General features: G+C 71.3%; 23 protein-coding genes. 13 read left to right on the top strand and 10 right to left on the bottom strand.

Annotated elements, in window-relative coordinates:
• Nucleotides 1-58 precede the first annotated feature (58 nt).
• The 5 genes from OG407_RS20210 to OG407_RS20190 are packed head-to-tail and all read right to left on the bottom strand — an operon-like array spanning nt 59 to nt 5,630.
• Nucleotides 59-1,399 carry an AAA domain-containing protein gene (locus OG407_RS20210; RefSeq protein WP_405859898.1) on the bottom strand — a complete coding sequence of 447 codons (1,341 nt, stop codon included), beginning with the start codon at nt 1,397-1,399 and terminating at the stop codon, nt 59-61.
• Nucleotides 1,396-2,994 carry a hypothetical protein gene (locus OG407_RS20205; RefSeq protein WP_405859896.1) on the bottom strand — a complete coding sequence of 533 codons (1,599 nt, stop codon included), beginning with the start codon at nt 2,992-2,994 and terminating at the stop codon, nt 1,396-1,398. The genes OG407_RS20210 and OG407_RS20205 overlap by 4 nt, the downstream gene beginning before the upstream one ends.
• Nucleotides 2,985-3,467: a hypothetical protein gene (locus OG407_RS20200; RefSeq protein WP_405859894.1), complete on the bottom strand. Its 483-nt coding sequence runs from the start codon at nt 3,465-3,467 to the stop codon at nt 2,985-2,987. The genes OG407_RS20205 and OG407_RS20200 overlap by 10 nt, the downstream gene beginning before the upstream one ends.
• The gene (locus OG407_RS20195) at nt 3,464-4,678 is read right to left on the bottom strand and encodes a hypothetical protein (RefSeq protein WP_405868509.1); all 1,215 of its coding nucleotides are present in this window, start codon (nt 4,676-4,678) and stop codon (nt 3,464-3,466) included. The genes OG407_RS20200 and OG407_RS20195 overlap by 4 nt, the downstream gene beginning before the upstream one ends.
• Entirely contained in the window at nt 4,629-5,630 is a 1,002-nt protein-coding gene (locus OG407_RS20190; RefSeq protein ID WP_405859892.1) for a phosphatase PAP2 family protein, read from the bottom strand. The genes OG407_RS20195 and OG407_RS20190 overlap by 50 nt, the downstream gene beginning before the upstream one ends.
• Nucleotides 5,631-5,837: 207 nt before the next feature.
• Between OG407_RS20190 and OG407_RS20185 the strand changes: the two genes are divergently transcribed.
• Nucleotides 5,838-6,434, top strand: a complete 597-nt coding sequence (locus OG407_RS20185; protein ID WP_405859890.1) for a histidine phosphatase family protein — start codon at nt 5,838-5,840, stop codon at nt 6,432-6,434.
• Between the two features lie 89 nt (nt 6,435-6,523).
• Here the strand turns inward: OG407_RS20185 and OG407_RS20180 are convergent, their stop codons facing one another.
• On the bottom strand, nt 6,524-7,996 hold the full coding sequence (locus OG407_RS20180) for a hypothetical protein (RefSeq protein WP_405859888.1): 1,473 nt from the start codon (nt 7,994-7,996) through the stop codon (nt 6,524-6,526).
• Nucleotides 7,997-8,267: 271 nt separating this feature from the next.
• Here OG407_RS20180 and OG407_RS20175 point away from each other — a divergent pair, with 271 nt between their 5' ends.
• Both OG407_RS20175 and OG407_RS20170 read left to right on the top strand, forming a co-directional pair.
• Nucleotides 8,268-8,702, top strand: a complete 435-nt coding sequence (locus OG407_RS20175) for a hypothetical protein (RefSeq protein WP_327403784.1) — start codon at nt 8,268-8,270, stop codon at nt 8,700-8,702.
• A 132-nt stretch (nt 8,703-8,834) separates the two neighbouring features.
• Nucleotides 8,835-9,704 carry a spermidine synthase gene (locus OG407_RS20170; protein ID WP_405859886.1) on the top strand — a complete coding sequence of 290 codons (870 nt, stop codon included), beginning with the start codon at nt 8,835-8,837 and terminating at the stop codon, nt 9,702-9,704.
• A 51-nt stretch (nt 9,705-9,755) separates the two neighbouring features.
• Here the strand turns inward: OG407_RS20170 and OG407_RS20165 are convergent, their stop codons facing one another.
• A complete protein-coding gene (locus tag OG407_RS20165) occupies nt 9,756-10,298 on the bottom strand; it encodes a hypothetical protein (protein ID WP_405859884.1) in 543 nt (180 codons plus the stop codon).
• Nucleotides 10,299-10,409: 111 nt separating this feature from the next.
• Here OG407_RS20165 and OG407_RS20160 point away from each other — a divergent pair, with 111 nt between their 5' ends.
• From OG407_RS20160 to OG407_RS20115, 10 genes are all read left to right on the top strand, one after another.
• Nucleotides 10,410-11,114 (top strand): response regulator transcription factor, encoded by a 705-nt coding sequence (locus OG407_RS20160; protein WP_328683100.1) that lies wholly within the window; start codon nt 10,410-10,412, stop codon nt 11,112-11,114.
• Nucleotides 11,111-12,514 (top strand): sensor histidine kinase, encoded by a 1,404-nt coding sequence (locus OG407_RS20155; protein WP_405859881.1) that lies wholly within the window; start codon nt 11,111-11,113, stop codon nt 12,512-12,514. Before OG407_RS20160 ends, OG407_RS20155 begins: the two co-directional genes overlap by 4 nt.
• A 107-nt stretch (nt 12,515-12,621) precedes the next feature.
• Entirely contained in the window at nt 12,622-14,097 is a 1,476-nt protein-coding gene (locus tag OG407_RS20150; protein WP_405859879.1) for a cellulose binding domain-containing protein, read from the top strand.
• A gap of 286 nt (nt 14,098-14,383) precedes the next feature.
• Nucleotides 14,384-15,682: an ABC transporter substrate-binding protein gene (locus OG407_RS20145; protein WP_405859877.1), complete on the top strand. Its 1,299-nt coding sequence runs from the start codon at nt 14,384-14,386 to the stop codon at nt 15,680-15,682.
• On the top strand, nt 15,679-16,659 hold the full coding sequence (locus OG407_RS20140) for a carbohydrate ABC transporter permease (RefSeq protein WP_405859875.1): 981 nt from the start codon (nt 15,679-15,681) through the stop codon (nt 16,657-16,659). The genes OG407_RS20145 and OG407_RS20140 overlap by 4 nt, the downstream gene beginning before the upstream one ends.
• Nucleotides 16,656-17,549, top strand: a complete 894-nt coding sequence (locus OG407_RS20135; RefSeq protein ID WP_365310376.1) for a carbohydrate ABC transporter permease — start codon at nt 16,656-16,658, stop codon at nt 17,547-17,549. The genes OG407_RS20140 and OG407_RS20135 overlap by 4 nt, the downstream gene beginning before the upstream one ends.
• Nucleotides 17,550-17,744: 195 nt before the next feature.
• Entirely contained in the window at nt 17,745-18,665 is a 921-nt protein-coding gene (locus OG407_RS20130; RefSeq protein WP_405859873.1) for an ABC transporter ATP-binding protein, read from the top strand.
• Nucleotides 18,665-19,480, top strand: a complete 816-nt coding sequence (locus OG407_RS20125) for an ABC transporter permease (RefSeq protein WP_405859871.1) — start codon at nt 18,665-18,667, stop codon at nt 19,478-19,480. Before OG407_RS20130 ends, OG407_RS20125 begins: the two co-directional genes overlap by 1 nt.
• A gap of 25 nt (nt 19,481-19,505) precedes the next feature.
• A complete protein-coding gene (locus OG407_RS20120) occupies nt 19,506-20,867 on the top strand; it encodes a sensor histidine kinase (RefSeq protein ID WP_405859869.1) in 1,362 nt (453 codons plus the stop codon).
• Nucleotides 20,864-21,529, top strand: a complete 666-nt coding sequence (locus tag OG407_RS20115; protein WP_405859867.1) for a response regulator — start codon at nt 20,864-20,866, stop codon at nt 21,527-21,529. The genes OG407_RS20120 and OG407_RS20115 overlap by 4 nt, the downstream gene beginning before the upstream one ends.
• 14 nt (nt 21,530-21,543) lie before the next feature.
• On the opposite strand, the gene OG407_RS20110 is transcribed toward OG407_RS20115, so the two are convergent.
• From OG407_RS20110 to hutH, 3 genes are all read right to left on the bottom strand, one after another.
• Nucleotides 21,544-22,890 carry a sialidase family protein gene (locus OG407_RS20110; RefSeq protein ID WP_405859865.1) on the bottom strand — a complete coding sequence of 449 codons (1,347 nt, stop codon included), beginning with the start codon at nt 22,888-22,890 and terminating at the stop codon, nt 21,544-21,546.
• A gap of 214 nt (nt 22,891-23,104) precedes the next feature.
• Entirely contained in the window at nt 23,105-23,806 is a 702-nt protein-coding gene (locus OG407_RS20105; protein WP_405859863.1) for a hypothetical protein, read from the bottom strand.
• Nucleotides 23,807-23,853: 47 nt separating this feature from the next.
• Nucleotides 23,854-25,467 (bottom strand): histidine ammonia-lyase, encoded by a 1,614-nt coding sequence (gene hutH, locus OG407_RS20100; protein ID WP_405859861.1) that lies wholly within the window; start codon nt 25,465-25,467, stop codon nt 23,854-23,856.
• Nucleotides 25,468-25,620 lie beyond the last annotated feature (153 nt).

The following is a 25,620-nucleotide window of genomic DNA, read 5'->3' as shown; positions in this document are numbered from 1 at the left end:
GGCGTCGCAGCACCGGTTCCGCCCGCCAGGACCCCCGGCGTTCAGACCGGCGACCCGGTCACGGTCTCCACACCACCCGGTGTTCCGCGAGATGCGCCAGCACCGCGTGGTTAGCCTCCCACCCGTCGGGGAACTTCACCGTCACCCCCAGCTGCACCGGCTCCGTAGACGGGTGGTCGTCCAGCAACTCACTGACCCCCGCCCGGCAGACCACGATGCACGCGTGCCGGTGTCGGGAGGCCAGGACGCACAGCCGGCCCGTCTCCAGGTGGAAGGCCGTGGCGTCGGGGCGGCCGGAGAGGGGGTGGAGGACCACCGTGACGTCGAACTCCCGGCCCTGGAGCCGGTTCGCCGTGTCCACCGTCACGTCCGTGACGCCCAACTCGCCCAGCGCCGCCCGGATCGCCGCCGCCTGGTCCCGGTGCGCGGTGCCCACCGCGATGCGGTCGGCGGTCAGGGGAGTGGGGTCGGGTGAGCGCTCCGACGTGGCCGCGCCGCCCCGGTCCAGCAGGCGTCGTACGACCGTCGCCACCGCCCGCACCGCCTCCGGGTCCGTACGAGGGGTGTGGCGGGCCGGCAGTTCCAGCAGGCCCCAGCCCGACTCCGCGGCCTCGTCGATCACCCGGTCCGGGCCCGAACCGTCCGACGGGACACCGAAGTTGAGCCGCCGGTCGCCGTGGCCCGTGCCGCTGCGGAAGCGGGTGTACGGGTAGAACGCGTCCGAGACCAGAGGGGCCGCCGATGCCGGGAGCCGCCACGACACCGGCAGGCGGTGCTGCGGCAGTTCGGGGTTGTGGGCGAGCAGGGTCGTCACCGCCGAGGACGAGGGGTCGTACGACAGGCCCGCCCACTGCTCCGCTCCGACGATCGCGAACGGGTCCAACTGGCCCGGGTCGCCCACGAACAGCGCCCGCTCGAACAGCCCGGCGACGGCCAGCAGCGAGTCCGAGCGCATCTGGTACGCCTCGTCGACGATCGCGTGCCGCCACGGCTCGTCCACCTTGACGTGCGCCCACTTCGCCGCCGTGGAGATGACGACCGGGAGCCCGGCCAGCTCGCCCGCCTTGGCCGACTTCCGTACGTTCGGCAGGTCGTCCAGTGCCTTGTCGTACGGGTCGGCGTCGCTGCTGTGGAGGCGGCCGACCGGCAGCTCGCCGTTCTTCTCGGCGAGCCGGAGGACGAGGTCGTCGACCTGCGCGTTGGTCTGCGCGATCACCATCAACGGGCGCCCGGCGTCGGCCAGTTCGAGCGCGGCGCGGACGACGAGCGTGGACTTGCCGGCGCCCGGCGGGGAGTCGACGACGACACCGCGCGCGGTGCCGTGCAGGGTGTCGCGGAGGATCGCGTCGGTCGCGCGGCCGGCCTCGGCACCGGGGTCGAAGACGGTGTCGGCGCTCACAGGACGTCCTCCTCGGTCACCGGGTCGGCGGCCTCCTGCACGGCGCTCTCCTCACCCGGCGGGCCGCCGTGCGTCCACGGCGTCTCCTCCTGGTCGGGCAGCTTCGCGCCGCCCCGCTGCTCGTGCTCGAACAGCGTGAAGCAGATCCGGTCGCCCTTCTCCGGCAGCGAACCGGTCTCCGGCTCCTTGCCGCGTCCCATCTTGTCGACGACCCGGAGGACGACGAGGGCGCCCTCCTCCTCGCGGTCCACGAACTCCGCCGACTGCGGCTTCCCACCCAGCGACCGGAACACCTTCATCCGCTCCCCGAGGTGCGGCCGGTCGTCCGTGCGCACGGTCACCAGCGGGCGCGGGCGGGGGCTCTTGCCCTCGCTGTACGCCATGACGACATCGATGACCTCGCCCGCGAACGCCTCCCCGGCGAGCCGCCGCCCGGCCATCACCAGCGGGTCGTCCAGGGCCTCCTGGGCATCCAGCCGGGCCTGTTCGCGCTCGCGCGTGGCCAGCTTGTTGGCCGCGGTGACCGCGTCGTCGCGGCGCGGCTGCGGGGGCTCACCAGCGACGATCCGGTCCCGGTGGCCGGTGAACGACCAGCGGTCCCGGGTCCACCGGTCGACGGCGTGCGCGCCCTCCGGCAGCGCCCGCAGCAGGTCGAGCCCGTGCCACACCGCGTCCCAGGTGGGGCGGGTGATGCTCTCGACGAGGGACCTGATCTCCCGCTCGGCGGCGGTGAGTTCACCGAGCCGGTCGTCGGCCTCCAGGCCGTCCTCGGCGGCGGCCAGGGCGGTACGAGCGCGGTCGTAGCGCTCGATGGCGGGGGCGAGCAGCTTGTTGTCGAACGCCGGGTCCGTGGCCGGGCCGGCCGGCGGGCACGCCAACTGGCCCCGCGCGTCCCGCCGTAGCTCCGCGTCGAGCGCGGCCTCGGCGCCGGAGACACCGTCCGGCGGGTCGATCCAGGCGAGCAGCGCGGCCAAGTGCTGGTCCTCCAGGCTGGACTGGCCCGTGGCCCAGTGCCGGCCGAGCACCTCGGTGAGCGCGAGGAGCAGTGAGGAACCGGGCACGCGGGCCCGCTCCCCGTAGTGGGTCAGCCACCGGCCGAGCAACGGCACGCGCGGGGGCGCGGGATGTGGCGTCTCCGGGTCCTGCTCGGCCGTACGCCGGAAGCGCATCGAACGGCCCAGCAGCCGTACCAACTCGATGCCCGCGCGGCTCGGCACGATCAACTGCGGTGCGTCCGCGCACAGTTCGACCTCGACCTTGACCCGCTTCCCGGTCTCCGGATCGGTCTCGTTCCGCTCGGCGGCCTCCACGTCGTCCGCGAACGTGTCGATGTACGGCAGGACCACGTCCGCCAGTTCGGCGAGAAACGTGAACCTGAGGTCCCGGTCCCGCGGCTGCGGTACGACGAACAGCCGCGGCGCGTCCCGGTCCGTACCGACGAGCGCACCGAGGGGCGCCCCGGCCTCACCGGCGGTGGTGAGCGGCACGAGGACGAGGGGGCGCGCGGAGAGGTACCGGTGCAGGACGGTGGCGGCGGGCTGGGCGCGGCCGGTCTGAACTGCCTCCAGCCGGGCGAGAGTTGACATCAGCGACACGGGGTCCCCTTGGGGTGGGCGACCGGGAGCGGGGTCCGGTGGTGCGGGGTGGGTGGGGTGTGCGGGGCGCGAGGTGTCGGCCGGCGGTGCGGTGCCGGGGCGACGGGGGCGTCCGGGGTCGCGGCCGTCGCGGGTCGCGAGGAAGTGGCGACGGTGGCGTAAGGGTTCGCGGTCACCCCGTGTCGCGTGATGGCGGCGCCGCCGGCCCACGGGAGCGCGGCCGTCGCGGGTCGCGCCGGGTCGGCGACGGCGGCGTCCAGGTTCGCGGTCATCGGGTGTCGTGTCGCGGTGGCGGTGGCGGTGGCGACGGCGCACGGGCCCGCGGCCATCATGCGTCGCGCCGCGGCGGCGAGGGTGCCGCGTGGGATTGCGGTCGTCGCGGGTCGCGCCGGGTCGGCGACGGCGGCGTACAGACGTGCCGTCATCGCGGGTCGCGCCGGGTCGGCGACCGTGCCGAACAGGATCACAGTCACCGCACCCCACCACCCGTCGCACTCCCCAGCGCCTCCATCGGCAACTCGGCCGTGCTTCCCGGTACTTGCCCGCGCAGCGCAGCCGCGTCCCTCAGTGCCGCCGCGTTCTCCAGGGCCTCGGCCCTCAGCTCCGCCGCCCTCCGCAGCGCCGCCACCGTCGGGTCGTCCGGGTCGCCGGACTCGCCGTGGGCCGCCGCCAGGACCTCGTCGACCGTGGTCAGGTCGCCGAGGTCGGCGCGGAGGGAGCGGCCGAGGGTGGTGACCGCGCCGGAGGTGCGGGAGTGGTCGCGGCAGTGGAAGGCCAGCTCGCAGGCGGCCAGGCACTCGGGGGCGTAGGCCGCGGGGACCGACTCGACGGCGGCGGTCAGCTCGGCGGCGGGGCGGTCGGGGGCGAAGCAGGTGCCCTCGGGGAGGGTGTCGGCGATGTCCTCGATGCGGGTGAGGCGCGCCAACTGGCGTCCCGTGACCGCGCGTTGCTTGCGGACGTCGACGGCGGACGCGGTGGGCAGGTTCGAGAAGTCCTTCGGGCAGACCAGGAGGATGCGGTGGCGGACCCGGGGAGCGGGATCCAGCTTGGCCGCGACCTCCTCCAGCGCCAGCACGTACACCGCCGACTGGCGGGCCGCCGCGCCCACCTTCGCCGGGTCCGCCGAACCGTCCAGCATCGGGAAGGACTTGATCTCCACGACCGTCCAACTGCCGTCCGGGTGCACGACGACCGCGTCCGGCTCCAGGAACGCGGGCGACCCCGCCACGTCGAGGGCGAGCATCGGGTGGTCGAGCAGCGTCCAGGCGGCGGCCTCGGTGGCCTCGCGCAGCGCCAGCGCCGTACGGGCCGCGCGCCCCTCGGGGCCGATCGCCGCCAGCTTGGGCACCCGCGCGCGGGTCGGCGGCTCGGCCCCCGGGTCCAGCTTCTCGTGCACCAGCCGCAGCAGCTCCGCGCCGCCGTCCGCCTTGACCCGGGCCTCGAACGCGTTGCCCCGCATGAAGGCGAACTGGGACTGCCCGAAGGACGACGGCGAGCCGAGCGCGTCGGCCAGCACCGCCTTGTTCACCCCCGCGCCGTCCAGGATCGCCCGCCGCTTGCAGCCCGGGTTCGCGGCCAGCGCCGCGAGGGCGCGCGCGTCCAGCGCCTTGGCCGGGACGTCCGGGCCCCGCAGCTCAGCGAGCCGGTGCCGGAGCGCCGTCCCCCGCGTCCGTGGGGGAGGCACCCGGCTCGGCTCCGGTACCGAGCTGTGACTCGCGCTGCCGTGGAATTCGCTCACCCGGCGAAGTCTGGCATCCGCCACTGACAATTGAGGTTTCTGAGCCACGAGAGGCGTCACGGGACGCATTGCGGGAAGCATCCCCAGCGGTGTCACGCGAGCGGGCCGCGACCAGCGATCCGCGCCCCTCGAACCGCGCCCTGAGCCGGTCCGCCGCCTTCATCACCTGCGGCGCCAGCAGGAACCCGAGCCCCATCACGACCACACCCGCGACCGCGTCGAGGAGGTAGTGGTTCGCCGTGCCCATGACGACGATCGCCGTCAGCAGCGGATAGGCGACCCCGACGACCTTGGTCAGCCGGGTCCCGCCGTAGCGCCAGAGCATCACACCGCACCACAGCGCCCAGCCGCAGTGCAGGCTCGGCATCGCCGCGTACTGGTTCGTCATGCCGCCGAGGCCGCGCGGCGCGCTCGCGTCGCCGCCCCACCAGCCGTACGAGCTGTACTTGGCCATCGTGTCGACGAAGCCGTAGTCCGGGGAGAGCAGCCGGGGCGGGCAGGTCGGGAGCAGGGTGAAGCCGATCAGGCCGATGAACGTGGACGTCATCAGCCAGGTGCGGGCCGCGCGGTAGACCTGGGAGCGCGACCTGAACAGCCAGATGAGGATCGCGGGCGTGATCAGGTAGTGCAGCGACGCGTACCAGAAGTCCGCCGGGATGCCGAGCCAGGACTCGCGCGTGAAGAGGCGGTTGAGCGGGTGCTCGGCGTTGATGTGCAGGACCTTCTCGATCCGCAGGATCGTCAGACCGTGGTCCACGGCACTCGTCGTGTCACCCCGGGCGAGCAGCCGGCCCGCCGAGTACGAGGCGTACACCATGAGGATCAGCGGCAGCTCGGTCCACCAGCGCAGCCGGCTTCGCCGGTCCGCCTCGATGCCTGGTGTCTCGGTCTGCGGCATCCGATCGCCCTCCCCCTTCTGTTCTGTGCGCTGCCCCGTGGTCCGGCTTCCCGATGGCCCGGTCGGAACACTTTACGGCGTATGTGAGCGCCCTGTTTCGGGCGCCCCCGGACCTCAAAGACGCAGAGATCGCCCCCCGGGTTGCCCTTCTCAAGGGTGCGCGATGATGGAGTGACCCGCCTCTCGTTTCTCCCGGAAAGGTCGCTCATGGCACCGCGCATCCTGCTGGCCCGGCACGGACAGACGGAATGGTCGCTGTCCGGGAAGCACACCGGCAGGACCGACGTCCCCCTCCTCGAAGAGGGCCGACGCGGCGCCAAGGTGCTCGGCGAGCGACTGCACCGGCCCCCCTTCGACGGCCTCCCCGGCGTGGAGGTCCGCACCAGCCCACTGGCACGCGCGCGTGAGACCTGCGAACTAGCCGGCTTCGGCGACCGCGCGACCCCCTGGGACACCCTCATGGAGTGGGACTACGGCGCCTACGAGGGCCTGACCCCGGAGGAGATCCGTTCCGTACGCCCCGACTGGCTGATCTGGCGCGACGGCGTCCCCGAAGGGGAGACCCTCGCCGAGATCACCGCCCGCGCGGACGAGGTCGTCACCTGGGCCCGCTCCGAGGACCGCGACGTCCTCGTCTTCGCCCACGGCCACGTCCTCCGCTCGATCGGCGCACGCTGGCTCGGCCTGCCGATCGACTTCGCGGCCCGGATACGGCTCAATCCGACGTCCCTGTCAGTGCTCGGCTGGGCCTACGGAGACCCCGCGATCGAGAGCTGGAACGACGTGGGCCATCTAGCGGCGTAGGCATTAGCGCCCTTCCTTTAGGGGCGCGGGGAACCGCGCGCCCAGCCCCCACCGGCCGGCAGATTCACGACAACGCTTCCCCGGAGGAATCACGCCGCAGTACGAGGCAACCCCGAGTGCCTGTCCAGAAACGTAGACACCCCCGAAGCCCGCCGATGAGGCAACAGCACCCGCGCCGTCCCCGCCAACATCGTCTGAATCCGCGACGACTGCACCAGGTCCAAGAGATCAAGCACCCGCATCCCCGCGGTCGCCGCCTCGTCGGGACGCCCGCCGCGCGCCAGGTCATCCGCCAGCTCGGCCATGTACAGGGCGATGTTCCGAGTGAAATGCGGATCCTGAAGATGCGCCGCCCGCCGTGCGTGACGGGCCGCGCGAGGCCAGTCGCCCAGGGTGGACCAGCACTGCGCCTCAAGCCCCTCCAACTCGGCCTCTCCGTAGAAGCTCATCCACTCCGGGTCGGCATCCGAGTGCCCCCGCGCGAAGAGCGCCTGCGCCCGGGCCAGCGCCTGTTCGCAGCCGGTGCGGTCGGCGAGCCCCGCCCAGCCGCCCGCCTCGCGCAGCGCGAGCAACGACATCAGGCGGGCGGAACCCAGCGGGCGTCCGACGCGCTGCGCGGCCTGCGCGGCGCGCACCGCCTCCCGCGGCCGGCCGGCGTCCCGCGCGAGGAAGGCCGTATTGCAGAAGGCGTGTGCCTCAAGGCCGGGGTCGTCGGTCATCCGGGCGGTCGCGAGCGCCTCCGCGTAGTGCGAGCGGGCGTCGTCGAAGCGGCCGGAGTCGTGGGCCAACCAGCCGACCGAGATGGCGAGTTCACCCGCTCCGGAGTGCAGTCTCTCGGCGACCGACTGCCGGGTGGTGCCCGCGTCGAGCAGGGCGTAGGCGGCGCGCAGCGGGGCCGCCGCGCGCCGGTAGAGGCCGTCGGCGCCGTGCCGGTCGTCGAGCAGCCGGATTCTGCGGACAGCCTCTTCCAGGGCGCCCGCCTCGCTCGTACCGGGGCGGCGGACGGAACGTTCCGTTGCCACGGCGTCCAGGGTGAGCCCCAGGGGGCCCAGCGTGCCGGCGGCCACCGTGACGGTGCCGCCCCTCATGAATGCGCGACGCAGCACGTCGCTCTCCTCGCGGTTCTCGTGGTTCTCGTGCGTGTCGTACGGGTCCTGCGTGTCATACGGCTCGTACACGTCCCGCGTCTCACCCGTCCTGGCCGACTCATCCGCGGTGAGGGCCGGGCTCGTGAGGTGTGCGGGGGGCGTGTCCTCGGCAATGCGCGCCCCGCGTCCGCGTACGGACGAGCGGGGCGCGAAGCCGAGGTCGGCGAGCGTGCGGCCGGGGAACATGTGCAGGAACACCCGTTCGTACGCGTAGTTGGGGCAACGGATCTCACCGGCCTCGACGCGGCCCACGTAGCGCGCGTCGCAGCTGACCCGCTCGCCGATCTCCCGCGCGGACCGGCGTACGGCCGCGGCGAACTCCGCCGGTGAGCGCTGTCCGCGCAGCCGCCGGAAGGCGAGATTGGGTCTCGGTGGTCGGGGGAACGGGGACGGGGTCACCATTGACGACGCCATGGCCGGGTCCTCTCGTGCGAACCGTCGAACCATGCCGGATTCAGGGTGACTTGTTGAGTGACGCCCTGTTTCCAGCGGGCAAGAACGTACCTGCTGTGCACGGTCCGCCACACAGGGTTTGGCTACAAACCGGATATCTCATCCGGGATCTGCCATGAACTGCCATCCTTTGCGGCTGACTTGTGCCGTAGCCGTTGACGCTTCAACGCGTTGAACTCCATGGACCCGGGAGCCACCCGACTCCCGACCCGCTCGTCCAAGGAGGGGTTCCGTGGTGGAGACCGGGATGGAGACCAGGCAGAGCGTCGATCCTCGAATGCCGAGCGCGGAGTGCAGTGCGCCACCGTTCGTGGACTCGGCCTGTGACCTGGTGACGGTGCCGACGCGGCAGGGCCTGGAGGCGGTCGACATCCTGCGGCGTGGCGCGTGCGACGGGGTCGGCCCCGTCCTGCACGACGACGGCGACGACACGCTCGGCTTCCTGGTACCGCCGGGCACGGCGGCGGCGTGGGACCTGCCGGGCAGCACGTGTACGGAGACCAACGGCCGGGGGCTGCGGCTCGCCCCTGACCCCGAGCCGCCCGTCGAGGGCTCGGACTGGCTCCTGCCGCCGGGGGACGCCGACCTGGCGACCGACCCGGAGGTTCTGCGGGCCGCGCTGGGTGAGGCGGCTCGGTTGATCGAGGCGGCGGACGGCTGTCGGTGAGCTCCGCGGGGCGCTCCGCTGGGCGGGCGGTGATCGGCCCGCGGGCCGGTGGGGGCTGGTCGCGCAGTTCCTCGCGCCCCTTTGGGGCGCGGATGCCGCGCCGGACTACCTTCGCTCGCCGATAATGGCTCAATGGGAAAGTCCAGGACACCCCGGCGCGGTGCCGGTACCGCCGAAGCCGTCGTCGAACCCGTCGACGGTGGGCTCGCCGAGCTCATACCCGATCGGGAACGCGCGCGTGCCTGGACGTTGCTGATCGACGGGGCGCCGCAGTCGTACGTCGATCTCGACGACCCGGCGTATCTGTCCTTCGAGTACCAGCGGCGGCTCGGGCACGTCATCGACCTCGTCGCGCCGGCCGGGAAGCCCGTCCACGTCGTGCACCTCGGTGGCGGTGCCCTCACGCTCGCCCGGTATGTCGCCGCGACCCGGCCCCGATCCACCCAGCAGGTCGTCGAGTTCGACGCGGCGCTGGTCCAACTGGTCCGGCGGGAGCTGCCGTTGGACCCGAACGCGCGGATCCGGGTCCGGTCGGCCGACGCCCGCGCGGGGCTCGCGAAGGTGCCCGAGGGGTGGGCCGATCTCGTCGTGGCGGATGTGTTCAGCGGAGCCCGTACGCCCGCCCACCTCACCTCGACCGAGTTCCTCGACGAGGTGCGCCGGGCGCTCAAGCCCGGTGGGTTCTACGCCGCCAACCTCGCCGACGGGCCCCCTCTCGCCCACCTCCGCGGTCAAATCGCCACCGTGGCCGCCCGGTTCGCGGAACGCGCGCTGATCGCCGACCCGACCGTGCTGCGCGGCAAACGGTTCGGCAACGCGGTGCTCGTCGCCTCCGACCACCCGCTGCCGCTCGCCGAGTTGACCCGCCGCGCCGCCTCCGACCCGCACCCGGGCCGACTCCAACACGGCCGCGAACTCACCGACTTCACCGGCGGCGCCGTACCCGTGACGGACGCGGCAGCGGTCGCCTCACCGGCACCGCCCCCGTCCGTGTTCCGCTAGCCGAAGCACACACCCGAAGCAACACACCCGAAGCAACGCACCAGGAACAACTCAGTAGTTACCGACGTCCACCCGCGGCGCCCCGTCGTGCCACGTGCAGATCACCGACACCTTGCCCGTGCCCTTGGTGAACTCCACCCGCAGCCACGAGTCCGTCTTCCACACCTGCATCGCCCAGCCCGTACCCGGTGTCGCCGACACGAGCGCCACATAGGCCGGGGAGGTGTCGAGTTCGAGCACCACCCGCCCGCCGTCCGTGGCGTAGCTCTTGACCTGGCCCGTGGTGGAGGGAGAGGGGGACGGGCTCGCCGGCGTCGTCTTCGTGGGGGTCGGGACGGGGGTGCGGGTCGGCGTCGGGGTGCTCGTCGGGCTCGGCGAGGACTCGGCCCGAACCGGTGCCGAGGACGGTGGCTGAGCCGCCTGCGCGCTCGGGCCGGCCGCCGTGATGGGCAGGGCGCGCGGTGGGTCGTAGGCCGTGCCGGTCATGACCGTGTGGACGCCCCACCAGGACAGCGTGACGGCCGCGCCGGTGGCGAGCGTCCAAGCCAGCACGTGCACGAATCCGTTGACGAGTCCTCTGGGCATCGCCGCCATACTGCCTCACACGCCCCACAGGTGTCCCGTCGATCTCCCACCGGTTGTCCACAGGCGGGAGTTGTCCACAGGCCCGGATGCGGGTCGCCCGCATGGGCTACGGTGCGGCGCATGGCAAGTGTGCTCGTGGTCGAGGACGACCAGTTCGTGCGCTCCGCCCTCATCCGGCATCTGACCGATGCCGCGCACACGGTGCGCAGTGTCGGTACGGCACTTGAGGCGCTGCGCGAGGTCGCCCATTTCCGTTTCGACGTGGTCATCCTGGACCTCGGACTGCCCGACCTGGACGGGTCCGAGGCGCTGAAGATGCTGCGCGGGATCACGGATGTCCCCGTGATCATCGCCACGGCTCGGGACGACGAGAGCGAGATCGTCCGGCTGCTCAACGCGGGCGCGGACGACTACCTCACCAAGCCCTTCTCGGTCGACCACCTGTCCGCCCGCATGTCCGCTGTTCTACGGCGCTCCCGTGCCGCCACCGGCGAGGCGCCCCCGTCCACGGTGATCCGCGTCGGCGGCCTCACCGTCGACCCGCTGCGTCGCCAGGCCGAGCTGGACGGGGTCCGACTCGACCTCACCCGGCGCGAGTTCGACCTCCTCGCCTTCCTCGCGGGGCGCCCCGGTGTCGTCGTACCGCGCAAGGAACTCCTCGCCGAGGTGTGGCAGCAGTCGTACGGCGACGACCAGACCATCGACGTCCATCTGTCCTGGCTGCGAAGGAAGTTGGGGGAGACGGCGGCTCAGCCGCGCTATCTGCACACCCTGCGGGGTGTCGGCGTGAAGCTGGAGCCACCGGGAGCGGAGTCACCGCGATGAGGTGGGCGCTGGTCAGGGTCTGTCTGGCGATCGCGGCGATGGTCGTCGTCGCCTTCGCGGTGCCGCTCGGCCTGGTCATCAAGGAGATGGCCCGCGACCGCGCCTTCTCGAACGCCGAGCGGGAGGCCGCCGCCGTCGCCCCCGCGCTGTCGATCACCACGGACCGGGACCAGTTGGAGAAGGTCGTCGCCTCGGCCGGTGCGGACTCCGGGATGGCTGTCCACATACCGGCGGGGGAGGGGAAGGCCGCCCTCGACATCGGTCTCCAGCGTGCCGCCGGCAAGGACATCGCGACCGTACGGAAGCTGGGCCGCGCCTCCACCACCGAGGTGCCCGGCGGCTCCGTCCTGCTCCAGCCGGTCGCGCTCAGCTCCGGCGAGATATCCGTCGTCGAGGTCTACGTCCCGGAGTCCGAGGTCAGCAACGGTGTGGGCACGGCCTGGGCGGTGCTCGCCGCGGTCGGCCTCGCGCTGATCGTCGGTTCCGTCGCGGTCGCCGACCGGCTGGGCGTACGGATGGTGCAGCCCGCGCAGCGCCTGGTCGAGGGCGCGCACGAACTGGGGGAGGGGAAGCTGGGGGCACGGGTGCCCGAGGAGGGGCCGACCGAACTGCGGCTCGCGGCGGTCGCGTTCAACTCCATGGCCGACCAGGTCGTACAACTGCTGGCGAACGAGCGGGAGTTGGCGGCCGACCTGTCGCACCGGCTGCGTACGCCCCTCACCGTGCTGCGGCTGAACGCGGCCTCGCTCGGGGACGGGCCCGCCGCCGAGCAGACGCGGACCGCCGTCGCGCAGTTGGAGCGGGAGGTCGACACGATCATCCGGACCGCGCGCGAGGCCAAGCCGCAGACCGGGGCGGCCGGGCCCGGTGCCGGGTGCGACGCGGCCGAGGTAGTGCGCGAGCGGATGCGGTTCTGGTCCGCGCTCGCCGAGGACGAGGGGCGCAAGGTGCGGGTGGCCGGGGTGGAGCGGCCGGTGCGGATACCCGTGGCCCGGGCCGACCTGGTCGCCGCCCTCGACGCGCTGCTCGGCAACGTGTTCCGGCACACCTCCGAGGGCACGGCCTTCGCGGTCGACGTGCACAACAGCGAGGACGCGGTGATCGTGCTCGTCTCCGACGCGGGCTCCGGCATCCGCGACCCCGAGGCGGCGATGGCCCGCGGGCGCGGCTCCGGCAGCGCCGGGTCGACCGGGCTCGGCCTGGACATCGTGCGCAGGCTCGCCGAGTCGACGGGCGGGGACGTCCGCATCGGCTCCTCGATGCTCGGCGGCACCGAGGTGCGGATCTGGATCCAGCTGGACGGGCGGGAGCCGGAGCGCAACGGGCATCGGGGAGCCGTACGACGGCGTCGGCGCGGGAAATTGGTCTCGACCTTTAACCGTTCCCGATCTCTCCCTTAAGCGCACCCTAAGATCGCCAACCCCCGTCCGGATCAGGCGTTTTGCCCGGTTCCGGATCGCTAGCGTGCTGCCGCACCCCACCCTCGTACGGCGAAAGCAGGCACGCGATGAGCACGCACCGGCGCAGGATCAGCAACAGGAACAAGGTGATCGGCGGAGCGGTCGCCGCCGCGGTCGTCGGTGGCGGCGCGATCATGCTGACCGGCATCGCCCAGGCGGCGAGCGTCGGCGCGGCCTACACCAGGACCAGCGAATGGTCGACGGGGTACACCGCGCAGTACGTCGTCACGAACACCACCGGTGCCACGAAGAAGGACTGGACGCTGGAGTTCGACCTGCCGTCAGGATCGAAGCTCAGCTCGCTGTGGAACGCCGAGTCCAGCGTGAGCGGGCAGCGCGTCACGGTGAAGCCGCCGAAGTGGGACACGGACGGGCTCGCGGCCGGCGAGTCGGTCACGGTCGGCTTCGTGGTCAACGGCACCGGCCAGCCGACCAGTTGTCTCATCGACAACGCCCAGTGCTCGGCGGACGGCACCGCGACCCCCGAGCCGACGGGCCGCCCGACGACCTCGTCGCCGACGCCCAGGCCGACCGCCTCCCCGACCTCCAAGCCCACGGCCACGGTCACCCCCAAGCCCACCGCGACCCCCACCCCCACCGCCTCCCCGACCACGACCACCGGCACGACGGCCGGCGCGGGCTTCGCCCCCTACGTCGACACCTCCCTCTACCCCGCCTTCGACCTGCTCGCCAACGTCACCGCGACCGGCGTGAAGAACTACAACCTCGCCTTCATCACCGACGGCGGCGGCTGCACCCCGAAGTGGGGCGGGGTCTCGGACCTCGGCAGCGACGGCGTGGCCGCGCAGATCGGCGCGCTGCGCGCCAAGGGCGGTGACGTCCGGGTCTCCTTCGGCGGCGCGTCCGGCTCCGAGCTGGCGACGACGTGCGGTTCGGCGAGCGCGCTGGCGACGGCGTACGGCAAGGTCGTGGACGCGTACGGCCTCACCAAGGTCGACTTCGACGTCGAGGGCGGCGCGCTGCCGAACGCGGCGGCCAACACGATCCGCGCCCAGGCGATAGCCAAGCTCCAGCAGCAGCACCCGAACCTGGACGTCTCCTACACGCTCCCCGTGATGCCCGAGGGGCTGACCCAGGACGGGGTGAACTTGTTGTCCAATGCCAAGTCCAACGGCGCCAAGATCAACACGGTCAACATCATGGCGATGGATTACGGACCGGCGTACAGCGGAAATATGGGAACGTACTCACAGCAAGCGGCTACTGCTACACAAGCCCAAGTCAAGAGTGTTCTCGGGCTCTCGGACAGTGCTGCATGGAAAGCGGTTGCAGTTACCCCGATGATCGGCGTCAACGACGTGTCATCGGAGGTCTTCACGGTCGAGGACGCGAACGGGTTGGCGGCATTCGCGAAGGCGAAGGGTCTGGGCGGCCTCTCGATGTGGTCCGCGACCCGTGACAAGCAGTGCGCCGGCGGTGCCAAGCCCAGCGCGGACGCGACGTGCAGCTCGGTCGTCCAGGCCCCGTCCGCCTTCACCAAGGCCTTCTCCGCCTTCCAGTAGGCGCCCATGGGTGTCCCGCGGGCGCCCCACGTGCCCCAGGGGCCCCTCGCGGACCCCTGACCCCAGCCTCCCCGGAGCGGACGTGTGGCCACTCGGCCGCACGTTCGCTCCTTTTGCTCGCGAGTGTCGATTACGTTTCGACAAATGAAGGCGGCGGGTGTTGACGCATGACCAGACATAGGACTGTTATTACGCCACCGTGTTTGGTCGCGTTGGTTTCTGGTCGGTTACGAAGACCTTGGGCCGTGGCGCATTCCGGCCGAACCCTGTCCGTCAGGAGCCGTTCATGCCCGACTTCTCCCTCCCCGCCGCCAGTCGCCGCTCCGTCCTGCGCGGTATAGGCGGCGCTGCCGTGCTCGGCGCCGGCATACCCCTGCTGAGCGCCTGTGGCGGCAGTGGCAGCTCGTCCGACCCGAAGACCGTCACCGTCGGCTCCAACGCGTCCGACGCGGTGCCGAAGAAGGCGTTCGCGAGCGTCTACGCGGACTTCAAGAAGACGTCCGGCATCACCGTCAAGGTCAACACGAAGGACCACAACACCTTCCAGGAGCAGATCAACTCCTACCTCCAGGGCACGCCGGACGACGTGTTCAACTGGTTCGCCGGGTACCGCATGCAGTTCTTCGCGGCCAAGAAGCTCGCCACGTCCATCGACGACGTCTGGGCGAAGATCGGTGACAACTTCCCCGACGCGATGAAGCAGCTCAGCAAGGGCGAGGACGGCAAGTACTACTTCGTGCCGATGACCACGTACCCCTGGGCGGTCTTCTACCGCAAGAGCGTCTTCACGGCGAAGGGCTACACCGTCCCCACCACCTGGGACGAACTGGTCGCCCTCTGCAAGAAGATGAAGAGCGACGGCCTGGTCCCGATCGCCTTCGGCGACAAGGACCAGTGGCCGGCGATGGGCACCTTCGACCAGATCAACTTCCGCCTCAACGGCTACGACTTCCACAAGTCCCTGATGGCGGGCAAGGAGGCGTGGACCGACCCCAAGGTCAAGGCGGTCTTCGACCACTGGGCCGAGCTCCTCCCGTACCACCAGGAGGGCTTCATGGGCCGCACCTGGCAGGACGCGGCGCAGGGCATCGTGTCGAAGAAGTCCGGCATGTACCTCCTGGGCTCCTTCGTGGCCCAGCAGTTCACCGTCAAGGCCGACCTCGACGACCTCGACTTCTTCGCCTTCCCGGAGATCAACTCCGCGTACGGCCAGGACACCGTCGAGGCGCCCACCGACGGCTACATGGTCAGCAAGGCCCCGAAGAACCACGACGGTGTCGTCAAGCTCCTGGAGTACCTGGGCAGCCCGGCGGCCGAGCAGCTGTACCTCAAGACCGACCCGAGCGTGGTGGCCGCCTCCAGCAAGGCCGACACCTCCGCGTACTCGCCGCTGCAGAAGAAGGCGTTCGACATGATCGGCGCCGCCAAGAGCCTCACCCAGTTCATGGACCGCGACTCCCGTCCGGACTTCACCTCGACGGTGATGCAGCCCGGGCTGCAGAAGTTCCTCCAGAACCCCAAGGGCGTCGACAGTCTGCTGACCTCGATCGAGCGCCAGAAGAAGACGATCTTCGCCTCCTCATGATCTCCGAGACGACTACGACGAGCCCGGAGGCGGACGCCGTTCCGCCTCCGGGTCCCGCGCCCGAGAAGAAGCGGGTCCCGCAGGGCGCCAAGCGCCTGCTGACCCGCCGTGACCGCATCACGCTCGCCTTCATGGCGGGCGTGCCGACGGTCCTGCACGTGGCCCTTGTCTGGGTCACCGCCCTCGCCTCGATCCTCCTGGCCTTCACCAGCTGGGACGGCATCGGCTTCGGCACGATCAAGTGGGTCGGCCTGGCCAACTTCAAGGAGCTGTTCAACGACAACCCGCAGTTCTGGCCCGCACTTGAGCACAACATCATCTGGTTCGTCGTGCTCATCCTGCTGCCGACCCCCTTCGGCCTGTTCCTGGCCGTCCAGCTGGACAAGAAGATCCGGTTCAGCCGCGTCTACCAGACCGCGTTCTTCCTGCCGGTCGTGATGTCGCTGGCGGTCACCGGCTTCGTCTGGCAGCTCATCTACAACCCCGACACCGGCCTGATCAACAGCCTCATCGGGGCCAACAAGCCCGGCCACTACATCGACTGGATCGGCGACCCCAAGCTCAACCTGTGGGCCGTCCTGATCGCCGCGTCCTGGCGGCACGCGGGCTACATGATGATCCTGTACCTGGCCGGCCTGAAGGGCGTGGACCCGTCCCTGCGGGAGGCCTCCGCGCTGGACGGCGCGAACGAGTGGCAGACGTTCAAGAACGTCATCTTCCCGACGCTGCGGCCCACCAACACGGTCGTCCTGGTCGTCACGATCATCGAGTCGCTGCGCGCCTTCGACCTGGTCTACGTCTTCAACAAGGGCGCCCAGGGCACCGAGTTGCTGTCGATCCTGATCACCAACAACATCATCGGCGAGTCCAGCCGGATCGGTTACGGGTCGGCGATCGCCGTCGTCCTGCTGGTCATCTCCCTCGTGGTCATCATTCCGTACCTGATCGCGACCTTCCGGAAGGAGCGGCGCGCATGACCACCCCCACCGCCGCGCTCGGCGTGAAGCAGCGCACCCCGCTGCGCCCGGCCCGGGTCCTGCTGCACGTGTTCCTCGTCGTCACCTCGCTGGCCTGGCTCGCCCCGCTGCTGTGGGCGGTCTACGCGGCCCTGCGCCCGTACTCCGAGACCAGCAACAAGGGGTACGTCTCCTGGCCGGACACGCTGAACCTCGACAACTTCAAGAACGCGTTCGAGCAGTCCGACATGACGCACTACTTCGTCAACACCCTGATCATCGCGGTCCCGGCCGTGCTGCTCACGCTGCTGCTGGCGTCGATGGTCGCGTTCTACGTCAGCCGCTTCGACTTCCGGCTCAACATCTTCCTGCTGCTGGTCTTCACGGCCGGCAACCTGCTGCCCCAGCAGGTCATCATCACCCCGCTGTACCGCCTCTACCTGCTGATCGACCTGCCCGGCATCACGATGAGCGGCAAGCTCTACGACTCCGCGCTCGGCCTGGTCCTCATCCACGTGGCGTTCCAATCGGGCTTCTGCGCCTTCGTGTTGAGCAACTACATGCGGATGCTGCCGCACGAGCTGACCGAGGCGGCGCTGGTCGACGGCGCGTCGGTGTGGCGGATGTACTGGCAGATCGTGCTGCCCCTGTGCAAGCCGGCGATGGCCGCCCTGGCCACCCTGCTCTCCATCTGGATCTACAACGACTTCTTCTGGGCGATCGTGCTGATCTCGACCGGCGAGAACATGCCGATCACCTCCGCCCTGAACAACCTCTCCGGCCAGTACTTCACCGACCCCAACCTGGTCGCGGCCGGCGCCCTGCTCACCGCGATCCCCACGCTGATCGTGTACTTCGCGCTCCAGCGGCAGTTCGTCAGCGGGCTCACACTGGGCGCCAACAAGGGCTGACCCACCGGCTGTCGAGCCCTTCGGAGGCGAAGCACCGCGTACGGTCACCCCCTTCACCCCGCTCACTGGTACCCCGGTACCAGTGACCAGCGGGGTTTGTCACCCGCGGGCCCACGGTGCCCTGTGCGGCCGCTCCTAGCCTCGAAGCAGTGACCCGGCCGGACGCCGGGCCGGGCGGAAGCGGGGAGCGGCACAGTGATCGAAGTTCGTGGGCTGACCAAGCGGTACGGGGACAGGACGGCGGTGGACGACCTGAGTTTCACCGCCCCGCCCGGACAGGTCACCGGGTTCCTGGGGCCCAACGGGGCGGGCAAGTCCACCACCATGCGCATGATCGTGGGTCTGGACGCGCCGACCAGCGGCACGGCCCTGGTCAACGGCAAGCCCTATGCCCAACACCGCGCCCCCTTGCAGGAGTTGGGGGTGTTGCTGGAAGCGAAGGCCGTGCATCCGGGTCGCTCCGCGTTCAACCACCTCATGGCGTTGGCGTACACCCATGGTGTGCCGCGTCGACGGGTGGAGGAGGTCATCGACCTGGCGGGTCTGCACGACGTGGCGCACAAGCGGGTCGGGGCGTTCTCCCTGGGGATGGGGCAGCGGCTGGGCATCGCCGCCGCGCTCCTCGGTGACCCCGCGGTCGTGATGCTGGACGAGCCGGTCAACGGGCTCGACCCCGAAGGCGTGCGCTGGGTACGGGAGTTGCTGCGCGGGCTGGCCGCCGAGGGCCGCACGGTGATGCTGTCCTCGCATCTGATGAGCGAGATGGCGCAGACCGCCGACCGTCTCGTGGTCGTCGGCCGGGGCCGGCTGCTGGCCGAGACGACCGTCGACGCGTTGGTGGAGCAGTCGGAGGACAAGGGCGTGCGAGTGGCCACCGGCGAGCCCGCCCGGCTGCGATCGCTGCTGGCCGCACCCGGCGTCACCGTCACCTCGACGGGCGCCGAGCGCCTGGTCGTCTCCGGCCTGGACACACGGCGGATCGGGCAACTCGCCGCCGAGCACCGGGTACCGCTGTACGAACTGGTCACCGAGTCGGTGTCGTTGGAAGAAGCGTTCATGAACCTCACCCAGGACGCGGTGGAGTACCACAGCAGCGACACACGGAGGGCCGCCTGATGACCGTGAGCACCCTCACCGCCACCCCACCGGTGTACCGCGTGACCGGCCGACGGGTGATCCGCTCCGAGTGGTCCAAGTTCTGGTCGCTGCGCTCCAGTTGGATCACGCTGGGGGTGGCCGTGCTGTTCCTGGTGATGATCGGGGTGATCGCCGCCGCTCTCTACAGCCCGAGCGGCCCGCTGGGCGGCAAGGACGCGGCATCCGGTGCCGCGCTGACCCTGGCACTGGCCGGCACCAACCTCGCGGCCCTGGCCGTCGGCGCGCTCGGCGTCCTGCTCTCGGCCGGTGAGTACGGCACGGGGATGGTCCGCTCGACGTTCGCCGCCGTGCCGGGCCGGCTGCCCGTCCTGTGGGCGAAGTGCGCGGTCTACGGCCCGATCGCGTTCGTCACGACCACCCTCGGCGCCCTGGTCTCCTTCCTGCTCGGGAGCGCCGCCCTGCACGGTGAGCGGATCGCCCTGTCCCTCGGGGACGCCGGGGTCTTCCGCTGCCTGCTGGGCGCGGGAGTGTATCTGGGCCTGGTCGGTGTGTACGGCGTGACGGTCGGCCTGCTCGTGCGCAACAACGCCGGGGGGATCGCGATCCTGGCCGGTGCGGTGCTCGTCCTGCCCGGCCTGACCGGGCTGCTGCCCAGTTCCCTGGGGGACACCGTCAGCCGCTACCTGCCCAGCAACGCCGGCCAGTCGGTGATGACCCTGCACGAGTCGAGCGACTCCCTGGTCAGCCCCGGAGCAGGGGTGACGGCGCTGCTGGTGTGGGCCGTACTGCTGCTGGCCGGGGCCGCCCACCGGCTGCGTCGCAGTGACGTCTGAGGTCGCGTCCGCGAGGATGGAGCCGATGGACGACAGGACGACGGCACGGTCGGCCCGGGCAGGGGCGACCGCGCCCCCGCCCGGGCCGCGAGGCGTCGGCGTCGGCCCCGGGTCGGACGCCGTCTGGGCGCACCCCTTGATGCGGCGGCTGCTGCGGGTGCTGGGCCGGCTGCGGGCGGCGGACCGGCGACGTCCGTGGCTCCTCGACACCACCGTGGTCGTCCTGCTCGCCGCGGCCGCGCCGCCGGACCTGCTCGTGCACAGCCCCGGTCACCCCGTGTCGCGCCCGGTGGGGGCCGGCCTGCCCGTCGGTGTGGTGCTGGCCGTCGCGGCCGTGCTCGTCGTCCCACTGTGGTGGCGCCGCCGCCATCCCGCCGCGGTCTACGGTGTCTGCCTCCTCGTCTGCCCGGTCATGTGGTCGCTGGGCCTGGGGCCCGCGGCCGCCGCCGTACTGCTGATCGCCCTGTTCGACCTGGCTCTGCACGCTGCGCCGCGAGCGATCTGCCGGGCGCTGCCGGTGACCGTGGCGGGGTGGGTGCTGATCGTGGTGACCGTGGTCCCGGTGGCCGGTCCGGTGGCCTTCCTGATCCTGTCCGTCGGCACCGGCGTCGGGGCCGTGGCCCTGGGACTGACCCTCCGGATCAGCCGGCTCTACCTGTCCGCGCTGCGGGACCGGGCGGCGCGGCTGGAGGTCGAGCGGGACCAGCGGGTCCGGCTGACCGCGGCGGCCGAGCGCTCCCGGATCGCCCGCGAGATGCACGACATCGTCGGCCACAACCTGTCGGTCATGGTGAACCTCGCCGACGGCGCCGCCGTGCTCACCACCCGCGATCCCGCGAGGACCGAGCAGGCGCTTCATCTCATCGGCGACACCGGCCGGCAGGCGATGGACGAACTCCGGCGCGTGCTGGGGGTGTTGCGCGAGTCCCCGGAGCGGGAGGACACCTCGCGGTCCCCGCAACCGGGTGTCTCGGACCTGGACACCCTGTTCGACCGGGTGCGCGCGGCCGGCCTGCCGGTGGCCTACCGCACCGTCGGCCCGGTCGACGCGCTGGGCCGGGGAGTGCAGCTCACGGTGTTCCGGGTGGTGCAGGAAGCCCTGACCAACACCCTCAAACACGTCGGCCCCGGCGCCACGGCGGAGGTCACGCTCACGGTCGAGGACAGCCGGCTCCGCGTGCGGGTCACCGACACCGGTTCACCGGGGCGCGAACGGTCCACGGCTCCCCGCAAGGACGCCGGGCACGGCCTGGTCGGCATCCGCCAACGAGCCGCGCTCTACGGTGGCACCGTCACCCTCGGACCGCGCGCCGACGGCCGGGGCTGGATCGTAGAAGTCCTGTTGGACCTGTCCGCCCCGGCCACGTTCGGAGAGCCCGCGCCATGACCACCGTGTTGATCGCCGACGACCAGCCGCTGCCCCGCATGGGCTTCCGGATGCTGCTCGACGGCTCGCCCGGCGTGAGTGTCGTCGGCGAGGCCGGCAACGGCGCGCAGGCCGTCCGTATGGCGGCCGAGCTGCGCCCCGACGTGGTCCTGATGGATGTGCGGATGCCGGGTCTCGACGGCATCGAGGCGACCCGGCGGATCGTGGCGGCGGGCGGCCGCACCCGCGTGCTCATCCTGACCACCTTCGACCTCGACGAGTACGCCTACGCCGGCCTGCGCGCCGGGGCCAGCGGCTTCCTGCTCAAGGACGTCGAGCCGGCGGAACTCCTCGCCGGGATCCAGGCGGTGGCGACCGGCGACGCCGTCGTGTCATCCCGTCTCACCCGCCGCCTGCTCGACGCCCACGCGCACGATGTCCTGGCGCCCGAGGCCGAGCCGCGCACGGACCCACGGATCAGCGCGCTCAGTGAACGCGAGTACGAGGTGCTCGTCGCCGTCGGCACGGGCTGGACCAACGCCGAGATCGCCGCACACCTCGTGCTCACCGAGTCAACCGTCAAGAAACACGTCGGCCGGGTCATGGCCAAGATCGGTGCCCGCGACCGTATCCAGGCAGTGATCATCGCCTACGACGCGGGACTGGTCACGCCCCGGCCCTGAGGGCGTGGGTGGGGTTATCGGAGGGGGCGCTTCCTGTACAGCTTCAGCGGCACCCGGCTGATGACGGAGTCGAGGGAGGAGCCGTTCCGCCCGTCGGCCCAGGTGACGTACGCGTAGCCGCCGGCGAGGGTGATCCCCGACCAGCGGTCACCGGGCGGGCCCATCTCCCCGACCGGCTCGGTCACGTGGTTGACCTGCACCGGGTCGCTGAACGAGCGTCCGTGGTCGAACGAGACGACCGAGAACGCGTCGCCCGTGGTGGTCCGCCACATGACACCCAGGTCGCCGTCGGCGCCGAAGTCGATCGCCGGCCGCTGGGCGTTCGGGGTGTCGATCGTCGCCGGGCCGGCCCAGGTCCTGCCGGCGTCCGGGGTGACGTAGACGTCCAGGGTGCTGGAGTCCCGCGGCACCATGACGGCGAACCGGCCGCGGTGGGAGGGGTCGGCCGCCACCCACGGGACGGGATCGGCAGCCGCGCCCAGACCCGGCGTCGGCACCAGGGAACCGGTGCCCGCCGCGACCGGCGCTCCCTGGCCGTTCTTGACGGTGGTGTTCGTCCACGTCCTGCCGTCGTCGCGGCTGACGTGGAAGTTCACCGGCTTGCCCGCCTCCTGGGAGGCGGACACGAGGATCCCGCCGTACACGGCGATCTCACGCCCCGGGTAGCCGCACACGAGCGGGATGCCAGGTGCCACCTCGATGCAGGGCATCGGGCCGGGGATCACCCGCGAGTCGGTGCTGAAGGTCTTTCCGCCATCAGCGCTGACGGAGACCGCACTCGGGTACTCCCAGGCCGCCCCGGCGACCGCGTAGACCTTGCCCGTCGCGGCGTCCACCCGCATCTTCGGGGCACCGCCGAGGAGCAACGGCGTGGACACCGGGTCGGTCCAGGTCCGGCCGCCGTCCGTCGACTTCGCGACCTGGTTGTGGTTCACCAGGTTCGCGTCCAGGCCGGAGCTGACCTGGTTGTTGTCCACATATACGGTCCCCTTCGCGTCGAACTGCACGCTCGGCTCACCGCACTTGGGCGCCGCGGTGCCCAGCGGCCACGCCACCCGGGTCCACGTGTCCCCCCTGTCGTTCGAGTAGGCGAGGAAGCACCCGCCGTCGACCGGTTCCAGGCCCGGCGACGGCGGGAAGATCGTCGAGACGAAGACGAGGTTGTCCGGGTTCCTCGGATTGACGGCGACCGTCGGCTGCCCCTCTTTGGTGGCGGGCAGGTTGGTGACGTCGACTTCGTGAACCGAGCTATGGCCGACGGCGCTCGGCGCGGCCACGGCGGCGGACCCCTCGCAGAGCAGGAACAACGCGGAGAGTGCCGCCGTGCTCAATCTCGCGGACGGACTTCTGAACAGCACCATGGGGATCGATCCTCAATGCTCATGGGTCGGGTCCGGTCGGTGACGGTCACCGGTGGTGCCGGATTCCCGCACCAGGCTAGGAACGCCCATGGCCGTGTCCGTGGGACCGCCGGACACAATCGGTTCCGCCGGGTGGGACCGCGGTACCACTGACCAACTGTGTTGAGAACCAAGGGTGGTTGAGGTGCCTGCCTGCGGCCAGTGGCGATCCCGTTCAGAAGCCCCCCGGCCCGCCGAAGCCCCCGAACCCGCCGGGTCCGCCCGGCTCACCGCCGAACATCCCGCCGTGCGGCCCGTGATGGTGGAAGCCGTCGAACAGCGCGTCCGCGAGCAACATGCCACCGACCCCGGCGGCACCCGCGAAGAGCGCGGTCTTCCACCAGGGCGTGCTGTACCAACCCCCGGCCATGGAGCGGCCGTTGACGACCCCGCCGGGGTAGTAGTACGGCGTGCCCGTGCCGGGCCGCGCGGACGCGGTGTACGTCTGCCCGCCGACCGTGACCTGACCGCCGGCCCCCTGCGCGGGCAACTCCGGCCCCGGGTCGAGTCCCAGCGCGCCACGGGCGGTCCGGATGTGATGCAGCCCCTCGACGGCGGTCTGCGTCACCAGCCCGTACCGCATCGGCGAGTAGGCGACGGCGAGTTGGCCCTCCGCGGCACGGAGCCGCTCGGTGGCGTCGGCGAGGGCCTGCCGGGCGGCGGCGTTCCCGCCGGCGTCCAGCGTCGACAGACTCCCGCCGAGCCGCTCCACCCAGCGGGTGGCTTCGGCGCCCGCGTCGGCGTCGTAGGCCTGCTGCGCCGCCCCGGGCCCGGCACCGTATCCGAACCGCGAACTCCCGCCGCCCGCCTGCCGCTTACCGAAGGCGACGGCCCCGCCGACGATCAGGGCCAGCAGCACCAACACGATCAAAAACACGACGTCCTCCCGTCCGCGCCGGGATCGGATCACCCCGTACAGGAAGATCAGACGCCTCGGGGCTGAGAGGTCGCTGGACGGGGTCTGAGGGGTGGCTGTGAATGGCGGCAAGTTTCTCGGCCCCTTCGGCCCGGCCTCAGCGGTGCAGCGCCCCCACGACACCCTCTACGGCCCTCAACACATCCCCGTTCCGCACGAGTTCGGCGATGTGCTCGATGTCGGTGTGGAAGACGCGGTCCTCGTCGACGGTCGGCACGGTCTCCCTGATCCTCGCCCGCAGCGCCTCCGCGGCCGGTGAGGGAGAGAGGTGCGAGGAGGTCGAGGGCCTGTGCGGCGCACATCAGCTCGATGGCTATGACGTAGGCGAGCTTGCGGGTTGCGCGGTAGGCCTTCAGGGCGGCGAGGTACGCGTTGCTGACCGCGTCCTCCTGGTTGGCGGAGGTGGTGACGTTGTCCGCGGACGCGGGCACCGCCAGGCCGCGCAGTTCCATGGTCAGGGCGGCGGCCGTGTACTGGGCGATCATGTAGCCGCTGTTGAGGCCTGGTTGCTGCCGGACCAGGAAGGCGGGCAGCTCGCTGAAGTTGCTGTTGACCATGCGGTCGGTACGGCGTTCGGAGACCTTGGCGAGGACCGTCATCGCGTTGACCATGGTGTCGGCCTGGATGCCGACGTACGTGCTGTCGCAGTTCGCCCCGCTGAGCGCGACCCCGTCCTCGCCCTCGGGGTGGATGACCGGGTTGTCGCCCACGGAGTGGAGTTCCTCGACGATGACCTCCCGCGCCTGCGCCAGCGCCCGCTTCGCACCGCCGTGCATCTGCGGAACGGCACGCAGGGAGAGCGCGTCCTGAAGCCGGTGATCGATGAACTCGGCGCTGATGGCGCTGGATCCGGTCAGCCGTCGCAGATTCTCCGCTACGGCGGCCTGCTCGGGGTGCCGCTTCCGCTCCTGGATCCGGGCGTCGTAGGCGCGGACGGTGCCCTTGAGCGCCTGTACGGAGAGGCTCGCGGCGATATCGGCGGTGGTTGCCGCGAGGTCGGCGTCGTGGGCTGCGAGGACGGCTATCGCGGTGACCGAGTGGGTTCCGTTGGTGAGCGACAGCCCTTCCTTGCAAGCGAGTTGGGCCGGCTGCTCCCCGATCCGGGCCAACGCCTCGGCGCCGGGCAGGAGTTCGCCGCCGTACCAGGCCCGGCCCTCGCCCAGCAGTACGAGCGCCATGTGTGCCTCGGGGGCCAGGTAACCGACGGAACCCTCGCCGGGGACGTGCGGCGTGACCCCGGCGTTGAGCATCCGCCGGATCAGTTCCAGCGTCTCGAACCGGATACCGGAGAACCCCTCCCCGAGCCCGACCAACTCCATCAACGCGATGCCCCGGACCACCTCGACGGGCAACGGCTCCCCGACCGACACGGCGTGCGACCGCACGATGTTCCGCTGCAACCGCTCCGCGTCCGCCGGGTCGATGACCTCCGTGACGTTGTCGCCGAAGCCGGTGGTGACGCCGTAGACCAAGCGGTTCTCGGCCAGGAAGCGCTCCACCAGCGCCCGCGACTTGCGCACCCGGTCGACGTACGCCGCGTCGAACTCGACCTGTGCGCCGTGGCGGGCGACCGCGACGAACTGCTCGATGGTGATCGGCTCCCGGCCCAGGGTGACGGTCACGGGCATCTCCTCGCGCTTGATGTGTATCCATTCACTTGCGGTTCGAATGAATCACTCTATTTAGCGCGTGGCAAGGGCGGTCTCATGGACGCGTGAGGTACCCGGATTTCACGGCGTGCAGGAGGTTCGTGAGGGCGCGGGGCGGGAGCGTGG

Source organism: Streptomyces sp. NBC_01515 (assembly GCF_045040345.1).
In the GTDB taxonomy this organism is placed as follows: domain Bacteria; phylum Actinomycetota; class Actinomycetes; order Streptomycetales; family Streptomycetaceae; genus Streptomyces.
Note: the sequence above shows the minus strand (reverse complement) of the source record. Positions and strands in the feature narration are given on the sequence as shown.